The following is a 12,789-nucleotide window of genomic DNA, read 5'->3' as shown; positions in this document are numbered from 1 at the left end:
TTGTGCAGTCAGTTACGCCCCTACGCCGCAACCAAGGCATCCTTTTCTAAGGGTAAAGCCACAGGATGCCCCTCGGCATCAAAACGGGCCCCCAATCCCATCTGAATAAAACGAATGGACGAGGCAATGTGGCGCTCACGCTCGGCAACGTCTTCTGCGTCTTCGGCGCGGTCAGCGCTAGACCCCAGTGAACCGTGTACTAAAAGCGCCATCTCTTGAATGTCATTGGCGGGAATATAGTGCTGATCAATAGCCTCGCTGAGAATGTTCGCCAGTACCATTTGTAGCTCACGTACATGCTTGCCGAGCTTGGCAAAAGATTCGGGGGAGAGCACCGAGCGCATCGCGGGGCCTGGAGGCATATGGCGGCGACCCATATCTTCAATCGAAAGGCGAATATAAACCGCCAGCTTGTCAATGGGGTTATCAATGCCCTCAAGGTTTTCGCGCAGTTCAATGAGAAAACGTTCGGTCTCATTGAGAGCGTAGGCAACCAGTAGCTCACCCATATCAGCAAAGTAATTGTAGACAGCAGTTCTGCCGATGCCCGCATTTTTAGCAACGTCCGTCATCGTCAGACCGGGTAGACCGTGCGAATAAAGAAGCTGACCGAAAGAGTCAAGAATGGCGCGCTGGGTATTCTCGCGCTGGGCTGCGTTTGAAGCTGCTGAAATTTTGGGCATGACGACACTTTACCGTAACTTGTCAGTAAATTTTTCCGCTCAGAGCGCGCGGTCAAAGTTTCACAGCGAACAGTCAGCTTTCAGTCTTACCCGCGCTTACCCGCTACAATAAAACCTGCTCGGGTGGCAGACGGGCAACAACGTACACACTCTCTGTAGTAGGTGCTCCCTAAACGCAGGGAGTGCCCAAGCATCTTTCAAGGAAAACCTCTATGACTGGCTCACCTGACACCACCCTGCCCGGCACCGCGCGTCCACCCCGCACCTATTTCGACCTCTTGCTCGCCGCATCAGCGGTGATTTTGGTCATCTCAAATATCGCCGCCACCAAAGGCGTAGCGTTTGGTCCGATCCTCACCGACGGCGGTTTCTTTCTCTACCCGCTCGCCTACATTGTTGGCGATATCATCGCTGAGGTCTATGGATTTGCCAAGGCTCGGCGCGTCATCTTCGCGTCTTTCTCCGCAGCAGCTTTTGCGGCGCTCACCTTCTGGATCACCATCAAACTGCCCAGCGCTGACTTTTACGAAAACCAGACCGCTCTAGAAACCGTGCTCGGCCCCGTGCCGTTGATTGTTGCCGGTTCTTTGCTTGGCTACCTGGTGGGGCAGCTGCTCAACTCCTGGGTCATGGTGGCACTGAAAAAGCGCACCGCCGGACGCTTCTTGGTCGCCCGCCTCGTGGGTTCAACCCTGGTCGGTCAGCTAGCTGATACTCTCATTTTCTGCTCTATTGCAGCCCCCATCTTGGGCATTGAAACCCTGCCGCAGTTCTTCAACTACCTGCTGGTCGGGTACGCCTACAAGTGCCTGGTTGAAGTAGTTCTCGTGCCCATCACCTACCCGCTGATCCAGTGGTTCAAGAAAAAAGAAACTGCCGCCTATACCACTTACTAAGATGACAAAGTGATTTTTGGGTGCTAAAGGCGCATAATTGCCTGTACTGCTGGCAATGCTTAGCCGTTGTTAGCAAACACCCCACACTTTTTACCTGAAGAAATAAAGGTTTATCTATGTCTTCTCAGAAGGTAGCGGCCAACGGGCTCTCCCGGTCGCTTTCACACGGGCAAATGACGATGATCGCCCTGGGTCTAGCAGTTGGAACGGGTCTGTTCTTGGGCTCGGGTGGCGCCATTGCCATCGCGGGGCCTGCCGTTATCATCAGCTACGCAGTAGGTTCTGTGCTTGCCGCCATCATTGCCGGTTGCGCTGGTGAAATGGCTGTACGTTATCCCGTCAAGGGAGGCTTCGGCACGGTTGCTGGACGCTACCTCGGCCCCTACGCGGGCTTTCTGACCCGCTGGGCGTACTGGACCACCATGGTGCCGCTCACCGGTGCTGAACTGGTTGCTGTTGGAAAGTACATGGGTTACTGGTATCCCGAAATTCCCCTCTGGCTCTGGGTTGTTGTTTCCGGCGCGATCATTGTTGGCTTGAACCTGACCTCTGTGAAGTCCTTTGGCACCATGGAGTTCTTCCTCTCCTCCATCAAAGTCACCGCCGTTATCGTCTTTATTATCTTCGGTTTGATTCTGCTCTTTTTTGGTCTGCCCAACACCCCGGCAACCGGTCTAGATAACCTCACCAACGACGGCGGCTTCATACCCAACGGGCTTTCCTCCATCTGGATGTCCCTGGCAATCGTCATGTTCTCTTTCGGCGGCGTAGAGCTGATTTCTATCTCAGCAGCAGAAGCAAAAGACCCGGTACGCTCCGTCAGCTCATCACTCAAAGCAATGATGTACCGCCTAGCAACCTTCTACGTGCTGGCAATCTTCATCATTGTTGCCATGATGCCCTGGCGCGACGCAGCCAACCTGCAAGGCGAGATCGAAACCTCACCCTTCGTCACCGTCTTCTCAGCCCTGAACGTTCCCTACATCGCAGGCATCACCAACTTCGTGATTCTCACTGCGGCACTTTCAGGCGCCAACGCAGCCCTCTACGCGGCAACCCGCCAGATGCATGCGCTTGCTGGTGACGGTATGGCACCTCGCGCCATTGCCAAAACTAGCGCTAACGGTATTCCCGTGCTTGCGCTGGCGCTTTCTATGCTGGGTTCAGTAGTTGCCGTCATCATGGCAATCACCGACGTCGCCAACATCTTCGTCATGATGATGTCACTGGTCACCATCTGCGTGCTGGTGGTCTGGAGCATGATCCTGCTTTCCTACATGCGCTTCAAAGCTGTAGAAGGCAACAGCTCACCCTTCCGTGTTCTGGGAGGACGCGCGTCCGCAGCCGTTGCCCTCATCGGCGTACTGGCAACCGTTGTTGCGATGTTCTTCACCCGCAACATGGCAATTCCCGCCGTAGTCGGTATTGGATTCTTTGCCCTCATCACCGTGGTCTACTTCGCCGCAGTACGCTCTCGCCATCACCTCGACGAGAGCGCCTTCGAAGAAGCAAGCACTTACGCTAACGACACCCACTAGGGTTTAATAGGCGGGGTTGGCACGCGCCGGCCCCGTTTTTTCACTTCACACGCATCAGAAAGAAAAACACATGGCGTCCACAGTAGCGCAGCCAGCTGATTCGCACCTTAAACGTTCACTCTCGCACGGTCAGATGACCATGATCGTGCTGGGTTCAGCCCTCGGCACCGGTCTCTTTTTGGGGTCGGGCTCGGCGATTACCCTGACCGGCCCTGCCATTATTTTGAGCTACGCTATTGGCTCTATGATTGCCGCCGTTATTGGCGGTGCTGCCGGCGAAATGGCTGTACGCTACCCGGTGCGCGGCGGCTTTGGTTCCATCGCCACCCGCTATCTCAGCCCCTACGCAGGCTTTCTCACCCGCTGGGCATACTGGACTGCCACCTGCATTATCACCGGTCTAGAACTGGTAGCGGTGAGCAGCTACCTCACCTACTGGTGGCCCCAACTACCACTGTGGGTAGGCATCGTCGTCTTTGGTCTGCTGATTCTTGCGCTGAACATCCGATCGGTAAAGCACTTTGGTGCCACCGAATTCTTGCTGTCTTCAGTCAAGGTCTTTGCCCTCGTCGCTTTCATTCTGGTGGGTCTGTGCCTCATTTTCTTCGGCGTACCCGGTCACGAAGCTACCGGCACTGCCAACCTCGTCAACGATGGCGGGTTCATGCCCAACGGTTTTGACTCAGTGTGGCTCTCACTGGCAATCGTCATGTTCTCCTTTGGCGGCATTGAAATGATCTCCATTTCAGCGGCAGAAGCGCAAGACCCCGCCCGCTCAGTACGCACCAGCGCAAAGGCAATGATGTGGCGTCTGGCGACCTTCTACGTGCTCTCCATGTTTATCGTTGCCTCCCTGGTGCCCTGGCAGACCGCAGCTGCTCTTGATGGCACCATCGCTACCAGCCCTTTCGTGATGGTCTTTGCTGAAGTGGGCGTGCCCGCTGCCGCTTCAATCACTAACTTCGTGGTGCTAGTAGCTGCCCTCTCAGCGGCTAACGCTAACCTATACGCTAGCTCCCGCCTCATGCACTCCATGGCGGGTGATCGCATGGCACCTCACGCACTAGCGCAGGTCAGCTCAACCGGTATTCCAGTACGCGCCATGATGGTTTCACTCTCGGGCATCGTCCTAGCAGTCATTCTTGCCGTAGTACTGCCCACTGCCGCCTTTGGCGTCATGATTACCCTGGTAATGGTCTGCGCCCTGACTGTGTGGGTGTTGATTCTGCTTGCCTACATCGCGTTCAAGCGCGTCGAGGGTAACTCGTCGGCTTTCCGCCTGTGGGGCGGACGCCTGACCGCAGGTGCCGCCATCCTTGCTCTCTTTGCAATTTGGGTGGCGCTCTTTAGGCTTAACAACAACGTGCTGCCTGCAACCGTCGGCGTGGTTTACTTTGTGCTGCTGACGATTTTGTACTTCGCGATTATCAAGCATCAGCTCACCGTTGATGAGGAGGCTTTCTCCGAAGCCCGCCAAGCAGCAGGTCATACAGAAGGGTAACTCGTAGGGGCGACACGCCCCTTAATTTGCTATTGAGAATCGTTTGCATTTATACTGAAAGTGCGAATTGCATGGTATCTCAATGCGTTCATATGTCTGTGTGTTTGAGAAAACCCGCTACCAAGGAATCTTTGGCTTCTGTTGAGTTCGAAGAAGGACTGATGGATGGATTAACTGGGTTTTTAAATGGGTTAATCGCGCGCGCGTTCCTATTAAAGGCAGTTTGTCGAATTTTTTCCGGTTGAAACACCTGATTTTTCCGGTTGGTCAACGTCAGTTTTCCGGTTGGTCGTTCTACCGGAAAATTTTTCCGGTTGTGCCTGACTAGGTATTTCTTTTCTACCGGAAGATTTTTCCGGTAGGTTATTTTCAGCGTTGGGAGCGGGCTCTCTTTCGCAAAATCGAAAAGCTCCAGTCCACCGCCTCAAAAGGTACAGGGGGGTGTTGCAATGGACGCACGGGAGACCCTATCAGCTCTGAAATTCGTTTATAACCCCAGTGTTGAGGTAACGACTACCGGGCATTTGTTGCGTTCTATTCGCGCTGATTATCGGTATTTAGGTTCTGATATTTACCGTCAGCTGAACCGAGTGCTGTGGGAGGTCTTCGGGAAAACGATTGCTAGTCGTTATGCGGAGGCTGTTGGTCCGATGAAGTCCGGGGTTGCTGATGTTCAGGAGTTGGAGCGTCGAGCGGGGTATGAGCTGTTGGCGCGGTTGCTGGTGAATTTTGCTGGTTTTAAGAAAGCCCCGACTGCTGAGGCTTTGGGGGTTTCACGCCCTTGGATTGAAAATCTCATGCGGGGGTAGACTCATGAGTTTTTGTAAGCCTAAAGACTTACCGGGTATCAAGCGGTATTTTGCTGAGTTCTTTGGCCGTAGATCCCAGGGTATCGACCTACCAGAGACCGCTCAGGTGATGCAGCAGCAGGTGCAGGGTGCAACAATGATGTGGGTTTCTGAGGAAATGAGTATCTTGGCCACTACCGCTAAGGATTCTCTACCTGCTGACGCGGGGAATTTTTACGCTGATGAGTGTGGCATCGTTATGTTCAATGGCGGCACCGGTATCAAGGTCACGATGGATTATCTGGAGCGGCAGTTCTGGAGCGTGAACAGCTTCGGGCAGGCACAGCCACCGAGAGTGAGATTGATGGGGTGTTGTGGGTGCAGGTTGAAGATAGCCAAGACCCGCTATTTATCGGTATCTCGTTAGAGCCGAGTATCCCTAGAACTGACGAAAGTAAGAAAGCCTTGATGGTTGATGTATTTGGTGAAGACTATGTGAAGGTGCGTCAGTTGATGCGCGCTATGTGGTTGTTGAGTTCTCAAGAAGGGTTAGCTACTGAACGGGTTGAAAAAGTGGCTAAAGGCGGCGGCAAACGTACAGCCAAGAGCGCGTCTCAGCGGGATAACGCGGTCAGAGTGGTCTCTGTGCATTGAAGTGTCCCAGGTTTTGTTCCGTTTGAGTAGATGGGAAAATCTGGAACATGCCGAAGAAATTTGATCAGGATGCCAAGGATCGGGTGCTCCGCCTTGTTGAGGACCGCATCCTGGCGGAGGGGATCTCCATGCAGGAAGCGTGCAAGATCGTGGCCCCGAAACTGGGTGTCTCGTGGCATACTGCCCGGCAGTGGGCTCAGGCGGCCCGTCGCGAAGGCAGGGCAATTGATCCTTTACCTGAAGATCTCGTTGCAGAGGTGGCCAAGCTGCGTCGTGAGAATCAGGAGCTTCGCGACACTAACGAGTTGTTGAAGGCCGCGTCAGCTTTTTTCGCCTCAGAACTCGACCCCAAACGTCGGAAATGATCCAGTTCATCGATGAACACCGGGATCGTTTCACAGTCGAGTTCATCTGTCAGAGGTTGAAGAGCAATCGGCAAGGTGGCTTCATTTCCTCACGCGGATACCGTCAGTCAAAAGCCCGGGGATTAAGTGCCCGCAGCCTTCGCGAGGCCGCATTGACAAGGCGTATTGCCGAGGTTCATGAAGAAAACTACGCAGTCTATGGTATCCGCAAGATGTGGCATGCTCTACGCCGTGAAGGAATCGACATCGGCCGTGAGCAAACCGCTCGCCTGATGCGCCTTGCTGGAGTCAGTGGGAAAGGTAAAGGCCGGTTGCCTGTGACAACTCGCAGGTCCAAGGACTCGGATAATCGCCCTGACTTGGTAGGCCGTGATTTTCGTGCCCCTGGGCCGAATCGGTTATGGGTGGCTGACATTACCTACGTCCGTACCGGTAATGGGTTCGTCTACACCGCTTTTGTCACCGATGTGTACTCCCGCAAATTTGTCGGATGGGCATTATCAGATACGATGCGCACGGAAGCGTTGCCACTACAAGCACTCAACCAGGCGATTGTATGCGCAAAGGAAACAACGGGACTGATTCACCATTCAGACCACGGCTCGCAGTATGTGAGCATTGTCTATAATGAGCGCCTTGCTGAGCATGGAATCACTGCCTCTACTGGGACAGTCGGTGACTCCTACGACAATGCTTTGGCTGAGAACGTCAACGGTTCTTACAAAAATGAGCTTATTCATAGGCGGTCGTGGACTGACGTGGTTGATGTTGAGATTGCGACGTTTGAGTGGGTCTTGTGGTGGAATGAATCACGGCTTCACCAAAGTCTCGGTTACCGTACGCCGACAGAGGTAGAAGCAGGGTTTTGGACTGGTAATCCAAATCACGAGAGAATAGAAATCAAGGCAAATGCCTAGGAACAAAACCCGGGGCACTTCACATAGGCCGCAGCATGAGTACCGTCCACCGCGTGAGGGTAAGGGTAAATGGCAGTTGGATCATCAGGTGATGGTCAGTGGAAGAATCAGCCGTATGGGCCGCGTGATGCTGGTTTGCGGAAGCCGCAGTATATTTGCCCGTATATCAAGGGGCCGGATGGTACAAAGCTTGTTGTTCGACCAACAGTGAAAGTATGGAGCTAAACGGGTAAAAAGGGGCACACCGTCAATCAGTGTGCCCCTTAGTATTATTTACCCTGAGTAAGTTTCAGGTAGTTCTTTATAAGAAGTTCAAGCCGTTGCGTATCAGTTGTCAATCGGCGTGAAGCGCCAAAAGCTGTGTCTACAACTTTATCAAGGTTATTATGGGCTGCCCTGAGGTCACTTTTCATTGATAAAGGGTTGTAGAGTTCAGCTAGTGAAAGTTCAGGATACAAGTCTCTTACCTTAAATACTTCAGCACCAGCTTTTATAATTTTCTCTCTCATCTCATCGCTAATTTCAGGCAAGGGGAAGCTGTTCCAAACAATGGTGTTAGAAAAACTTGGGTCAGACTTCTGCTTACCTCCCACAGCTTTAAGCCACACCATGAACATACTCGAACTTATTAACCCGAAAAGGAAACCATCCTCATCACGAGCGGTGAAAAGCTTGATCGAAGCAATCACATCTTTATCTAGCCTCTTAGCTGTTGCGTAGTCTCTGTTTTCTGAAAAAGTTTGAGGTATCGCTAGATATGGGAAATCTGGCTGTCTATCTGCCCCGAAACGGTTAGGCGTTTGGGCGAATTTAAGATTCTCGTTGGTCCCTGATTCAATCCTTCTCGCGCGGACTGCCTCGATACGTTCCCGAATAATTTTTGAATTTTGGATGTCCTGGTGAGAGACGTCCCGAAGCCATAGGCACCATTTTTTAGTTCCGTTGATAACCTCTTCTCCGCCGAGGTGTAGCCTTAGATACTTTCTTGCTACGGGGTCGTTATTTACTTCTTCCAAGTCATCTTCTGTCACTTCGAAGTTCTTCCAGTCAACAGCTTTTGACCCTGATTTGATAGCTGGTAGCTGAGGATTGAGCATCTTAGAGCTTGAGCGTTTTGTTATTAACACACGAGGAGCATCAAGTAGATATGCATTTATTCCAGTCTTGATAACCACTTCATGTGGATCAGACTTGTAAGACTTATAATCCCAAAGACGCGGTTTGATGTTTTTGTCTCTGGTGAATCCAATAATCACACAATGAACATTCGCTTGACCGGGTGCTTCGGAATCCCAGGCAAATGTTCTATGTGCAAACTTTATATCCCAGTTTTTGTCATAGAGATATCCAAATAAACTATTGACAGGCTGTCCCTGAGTGATCGAGTTAGTAGATACGAACGCAAATTCACCTTCCCTATTGGTTAGAAGATGCACGGACTTCGCAAACCAAGCAGTAACAAAGTCTAGATATCCATCGTATTTTTCGCCCCAAACCTGTTTCATATCCTTGACCTTTTGGGGGTCCTGAGCCTTTTCCTTTTGGCCAATAAACGGTGGGTTACCGAAGATGAAGGTCCTGCCGTCCTTAGGCTCCGGCAGAGTCTTCGCCCAGTCTAAACGGAGCGCATTAGCATGAACGATATGGGCAGTAATCTTGATAGGCAAGCGCTCCGGAGCATCACCTAGCGCCGCAGCTAGCTTGAGGTTGGCCTGATGATCCACCAAGAACATTGCAGTTTCAGCAATCTTTGCCGGCCACCAGTTAATCTCAAAACCCCAGAACTGGTCAATTGAGATTTTCTGGTCAAAAGAAATATCCAATGAAGCGGTAAATTCACCACCGCGACGCTGCTTCTCTGCCAACACATCAGTTTCAATCTCACGTAACTTAGCGTAAGCAATATTGAGGAAGTTACCGCCGCCGCAGGCAGGGTCACAATAAATGTTGGAGGCCATCTCATCTAGAAAAGCATCGAACTGAGCTGCACGAGTGGACTTATTGGCAATCAGGCGATCAGCACGTGATCGATATTCATCTAAGAACAGAGGGCCTATGGTTTTGAGGATGTTCTTCTCGGAGGTGTAGTGTTCACCGGCAGTGCGACGTGCTTCTTTGGACTTGACCAGCTGGAACATAGCGCCGAATACTGAGACGCTAATGCGGTTCCAACGGAAGGCACAGGCCTGAAGCAGCGCTTCATGTGTTTCAGGGGTGAAGAACTCAGCGTTGAGGGCATCGGCAAAGAGTGAGCCGTTTACATGCGGGAACTGTGCCATCAGTCCCGGAATGTTTTTAGAACGGTGGTTTTTAGAAGTGTTGAGCACATCAAAGAGCTGATTGAGCTGAGCACCTAAGGTGGAGGGCGTGGTTTCTTCGTCTACCCAGCGGTAGAAAAGATCTGCTTCCCAGAGGTTAGCGTCGTCGCCGTAGAGTAGAAAGAGCAGACGCGTCATTAAAATTGAGGTTTGCTGGCTGCGCTCATCCTCATCACTAGCGTCTTCAGTGGCTTCTTGGCCTACTGGTAAATCTGTTTCATCGCCCATGATGGAGATGTAGAGCCCGGCCATCAGTTCTGCTGCATGAATGGAAGCTTCTTCTTCTTCCTTTTTGGTGATGTTTTCTTTGCCAATGAGAAAAAGGAAGGAGTCGTAATAGTCGGCTATTTGTGAGATATGAATGGTGATTTCAGACTCTTCAGCGTTAGTATCGAGGCGCTTGAGCTTGAAATGTTCAAAGTCGGTGACGATGGAGTATTTGGGGAACTCAGCTTCAGAGACTGAGCCGCCTGCTAGGTAGTCATCGATTTGTTCTTGGGCTTTGGTGAGGTCTTTGCCCAATGATTTTGCTTCACCGATAACCATGGCAGGCATGAAGAAGTCAATGAACCCTGCTCTGCGAGTGTTGGCACGTTGAGCGCGGCGTTCAAAGAGGGCTACGCGTCCGGCGTTGATGCTGTAGCAGGCTAGGAACTCGGACCAGAAGATTTGAGCGTACTGCCGTTCAACGTTGGACAGGCCCTGCTCGCGCCATTGGCTGATGAGGGTGTTCCAGTGATGGGAGAAGTCGCGCAGTTTTTTGATACTGGTTGCACGGTCAAGGTGCTCGTTAGTTCGCATGTTATGCCCTCTAGGCTGGGGGATAGTTTTTGGGAAATCTCTTCTTAGTGTAGATGAAATATGTGCTTATTTTGTCAGCCGTCAGGGGTAGAACTATTCCTATGGTTTCTCAGTTTCCTTCACCTGCCCAGGATTACAGGGGTACGCGCATTGACTTGAATGATGTACTGGTCAAAGATAAGGCAGCCACATTGATTTTTACAGTGTCCGATGATTCTATGCGTGATGCCGGGATCTGTGATGGAGATGAGGTGCTGTGTGATAGCAGCATCAGAGCGCAGTCTGGTCAGGTGGTTATTACCTCGATTGATGGTGAATGAACTATTAAGCGGTTTGTTATTGACCGGCAGGGGGTGGGGTGGTTGCTGCCTCAGAATCCTGAGTATGAGGCGATTCGTGTTAGTCCTGAGTCTGATTTTAGGGTGATTGGTGTGGTGACCCGATGTTTGCATCATCTGGTGTGATTGCCGAAGGGGAGGGGGTTTTTCCTTGTCGCTTTTGAGCTGTTCAGTCTAGCCTCGCTCTACCTACCGTCAAGGGTAAATGTACGGCTGCGCTACCCCTGACGGTAGGAAGCGCTGAGGCTTCGGCTTCCAGCTATCAAAGCGACGCGGAAGAAGCGCAAAGGCAGTACAGTAACTAGGCGGTGGTTGCCGGATTTTATTGATATTTTGCCTGGTTTGGGGTGGCTTATTTGGTTTACTTGGTGTAAACTGATTATGTAAGCAAAAAGGATAGGAAAGCCCCACCGCTTACACCACCAACAAACACAAGGAGCAATAACCATGTTGGAAAACATGACCAGGGAACAGATTGACTAGCTACGAGTAGAACTCAAGGATGCACAGCGTAAAGGAATCCAAGCTGGAACCCCCTTAAACCATCAGTTCAAAATGGCTCAGAAAACCCTCATTGGTGATACTAAAGGGGAGAAATCAATCCAGATCCTCAAAGTAGCACCCAGCAACCAAAATGTGGTGATTGCCCAGGCGGTGGCAGCTACTCACCTGCTAAAAATCTGTTCTCAGGAATTGGCGGCCACAGCCCAGAACTTCAGCAACGTAGAGCTGGCCACACGCTACCTCGGAGATGAAGCCAGTAACTGGGAGAAAACAGAAATTGAGTCCCTTCTGGTTGACCGACACGAAGAGCAGGTTGGAGAAGATGCACACGATGAGCTGCTGGAAACCAGCCAAGACCTCTTGAGGGAAATCGCCCTAAAATTTACCCAACCCTAGCGGTCACGGTAACCCTATAAAAATGGCCCCGGCAGATAAAAGGAAAGTGCCGGGGCCAACACACCAACAAAGGAGTGTTGTGAACAAGTCTAGCAAAAAATCCTTACGCTACCTTTCGGGCAAGGAAGCAGCAGAGCTTTTAGGTATTAGCCGCATGGCCTTTTACAAGCGCACCCCACCGCCAGCAGATGCCTATATTGGGGATGTGCCAGGCTGGAAGGAGCACACCATTACCACCTGGGATGCCTCCGTGAAGAAAAAACCGGGCCCGGTTCCAGGTAGCACACGTAAAACAAAGGAGTAACTACGATGTCAGCTTTTCCACGCCATGAAGCAACGGCCCAAATCATCCGCAACGCTCAACCTGCCGAGGATAACCTCACTGTCTGGGGTGAAAACCTGCGCCACGTGCTGAGCGTCAAAGATTTAGAAATCCACCAGCGTTATCTCTCAGCAACCTTTGATGATGCAATGAAGAATACCTTGGAAACCGCAGCATCTTTCGGCAGTCCTGAACACGAATTAGAGCTGGTCAAAGCAGCAGAGGTAGCAAACCATCTAGCAGCTGTTGAGGCTGCTTTGATGAGATCATGACCAGTTCAGCTGATGCCACCGTGCAGCGCTTCTTTTCTTATGTCGTCAAAGGCCCTGAACTAACGAGCTGCTGGCTCTGGGTTGGTGCTATTGGCGATGATGGTTACGGCCGGTTTTGGGTCAAAGAACCCGGAGACAAGCAACGTGTTTATCGTGCCCACCGCTGGGCTTTAGAACACGCGCAACCTGTAGAGCGACCGCAACAGTTTCATGCGCTGCACCGCTGCGATAACCCGTTATGCGTGCGGGCTACTAGTGGGGAAGATTCACACTTGTATTGGGGGACGAAGAGCCAGAACATGATGGATCGTTCAGCGCGTGGCCGCTCTAATTTTCAGCTGCTGGGTAAGCCTGATCCAGAAGCACGAGGTAAACGGGTGAAGGCTGCGCAGGCGCTACGTGATTATACGAAAGCACACGGGTATGAGCAGGTGAAGGTTGATGAGTTGATGAAGAACGTTCTACCTGATCAGGGAACTTTGTTCTAAAGAGTAAA

Annotated in this window: 13 protein-coding genes and 1 pseudogene; 12 read left to right on the top strand and 2 right to left on the bottom strand. The window is 51.6% G+C overall.

Features of this window, described 5'->3' with window-relative positions; genetic code table 11:
• Positions 1–20: 20 nt before the first annotated feature.
• Positions 21–683: a TetR/AcrR family transcriptional regulator gene (locus JR346_RS09175; protein WP_205482318.1), complete on the bottom strand. Its 663-nt coding sequence runs from the start codon at positions 681–683 to the stop codon at positions 21–23.
• 212 nt (positions 684–895) lie between these two features.
• Here JR346_RS09175 and JR346_RS09170 point away from each other — a divergent pair, with 212 nt between their 5' ends.
• The 7 genes from JR346_RS09170 to JR346_RS09135 all read left to right on the top strand — a co-directional run bounded on the left by JR346_RS09170 (position 896) and on the right by JR346_RS09135 (position 7,342).
• Positions 896–1,579 (top strand): queuosine precursor transporter, encoded by a 684-nt coding sequence (locus JR346_RS09170; protein ID WP_205482317.1) that lies wholly within the window; start codon positions 896–898, stop codon positions 1,577–1,579.
• 116 nt (positions 1,580–1,695) lie between these two features.
• Complete coding sequence (locus JR346_RS09165) at positions 1,696–3,117, top strand: amino acid permease (RefSeq protein ID WP_205482316.1); 1,422 nt, start codon at positions 1,696–1,698, stop codon at positions 3,115–3,117.
• Positions 3,118–3,187: 70 nt separating this feature from the next.
• Entirely contained in the window at positions 3,188–4,618 is a 1,431-nt protein-coding gene (locus tag JR346_RS09160; RefSeq protein ID WP_240333937.1) for an amino acid permease, read from the top strand.
• A 449-nt stretch (positions 4,619–5,067) separates the two neighbouring features.
• Positions 5,068–5,427: a hypothetical protein gene (locus JR346_RS09155; protein WP_205482315.1), complete on the top strand. Its 360-nt coding sequence runs from the start codon at positions 5,068–5,070 to the stop codon at positions 5,425–5,427.
• 4 nt (positions 5,428–5,431) lie between these two features.
• On the top strand, positions 5,432–5,833 hold the full coding sequence (locus JR346_RS09150; protein ID WP_205482314.1) for a hypothetical protein: 402 nt from the start codon (positions 5,432–5,434) through the stop codon (positions 5,831–5,833).
• 41 nt (positions 5,834–5,874) lie between these two features.
• A complete protein-coding gene (locus JR346_RS09145; protein ID WP_205482313.1) occupies positions 5,875–6,060 on the top strand; it encodes a hypothetical protein in 186 nt (61 codons plus the stop codon).
• Positions 6,061–6,107: 47 nt separating this feature from the next.
• A protein-coding gene (locus JR346_RS09135) for an IS3 family transposase (protein ID WP_370592580.1) occupies positions 6,108–7,342 on the top strand; the annotation gives its coding sequence in 2 pieces (ribosomal slippage) (positions 6,108–6,399 and positions 6,399–7,342; 1,236 coding nt in all).
• A 269-nt stretch (positions 7,343–7,611) separates the two neighbouring features.
• Here the strand turns inward: JR346_RS09135 and JR346_RS09130 are convergent.
• A complete protein-coding gene (locus tag JR346_RS09130) occupies positions 7,612–10,461 on the bottom strand; it encodes an antirestriction protein ArdA (RefSeq protein WP_240333936.1) in 2,850 nt (949 codons plus the stop codon).
• Positions 10,462–10,514: 53 nt separating this feature from the next.
• On the opposite strand from JR346_RS09130, the pseudogene JR346_RS10425 reads away from it, so the two are divergent.
• The 5 genes and pseudogenes from JR346_RS10425 (at position 10,515) to JR346_RS09105 (ending at position 12,781) form a co-directional block, all read left to right on the top strand.
• A pseudogene (locus JR346_RS10425) lies at positions 10,515–10,925 on the top strand (LexA family protein).
• Positions 10,926–11,354: 429 nt separating this feature from the next.
• The gene (locus JR346_RS09120) at positions 11,355–11,699 is read left to right on the top strand and encodes a hypothetical protein (RefSeq protein ID WP_205482309.1); all 345 of its coding nucleotides are present in this window, start codon (positions 11,355–11,357) and stop codon (positions 11,697–11,699) included.
• Between the two features lie 79 nt (positions 11,700–11,778).
• A complete protein-coding gene (locus JR346_RS09115) occupies positions 11,779–12,003 on the top strand; it encodes a hypothetical protein (protein ID WP_205482308.1) in 225 nt (74 codons plus the stop codon).
• Positions 12,004–12,008: 5 nt separating this feature from the next.
• Complete coding sequence (locus JR346_RS09110) at positions 12,009–12,293, top strand: hypothetical protein (RefSeq protein WP_205482307.1); 285 nt, start codon at positions 12,009–12,011, stop codon at positions 12,291–12,293.
• On the top strand, positions 12,290–12,781 hold the full coding sequence (locus tag JR346_RS09105) for an HNH endonuclease (RefSeq protein WP_205482306.1): 492 nt from the start codon (positions 12,290–12,292) through the stop codon (positions 12,779–12,781). The genes JR346_RS09110 and JR346_RS09105 overlap by 4 nt, the downstream gene beginning before the upstream one ends.
• The last annotated feature ends 8 nt before the right edge of the window (positions 12,782–12,789 follow it).

The sequence above is a fragment of the Rothia sp. ZJ932 genome (genome assembly GCF_016924835.1).
In the GTDB taxonomy this organism is placed as follows: Bacteria; Actinomycetota; Actinomycetes; order Actinomycetales; family Micrococcaceae; genus Rothia.
Note: the sequence above shows the minus strand (reverse complement) of the source record. Positions and strands in the feature narration are given on the sequence as shown.

Coding starts and splice junctions, on each gene's coding strand:
- JR346_RS09175 (WP_205482318.1), bottom strand. CDS start 683: ATGCCCAAAATTTCAGCAGCTTCAAACGCAGCCCAGCGCGAGAATACC.
- JR346_RS09170 (WP_205482317.1), top strand. CDS start 896: ATGACTGGCTCACCTGACACCACCCTGCCCGGCACCGCGCGTCCACCC.
- JR346_RS09165 (WP_205482316.1), top strand. CDS start 1,696: ATGTCTTCTCAGAAGGTAGCGGCCAACGGGCTCTCCCGGTCGCTTTCA.
- JR346_RS09160 (WP_240333937.1), top strand. CDS start 3,188: ATGGCGTCCACAGTAGCGCAGCCAGCTGATTCGCACCTTAAACGTTCA.
- JR346_RS09155 (WP_205482315.1), top strand. CDS start 5,068: ATGGACGCACGGGAGACCCTATCAGCTCTGAAATTCGTTTATAACCCC.
- JR346_RS09150 (WP_205482314.1), top strand. CDS start 5,432: ATGAGTTTTTGTAAGCCTAAAGACTTACCGGGTATCAAGCGGTATTTT.
- JR346_RS09145 (WP_205482313.1), top strand. CDS start 5,875: ATGGTTGATGTATTTGGTGAAGACTATGTGAAGGTGCGTCAGTTGATG.
- JR346_RS09130 (WP_240333936.1), bottom strand. CDS start 10,461: ATGCGAACTAACGAGCACCTTGACCGTGCAACCAGTATCAAAAAACTG.
- JR346_RS09120 (WP_205482309.1), top strand. CDS start 11,355: ATGGCTCAGAAAACCCTCATTGGTGATACTAAAGGGGAGAAATCAATC.
- JR346_RS09110 (WP_205482307.1), top strand. CDS start 12,009: ATGTCAGCTTTTCCACGCCATGAAGCAACGGCCCAAATCATCCGCAAC.
- JR346_RS09105 (WP_205482306.1), top strand. CDS start 12,290: ATGACCAGTTCAGCTGATGCCACCGTGCAGCGCTTCTTTTCTTATGTC.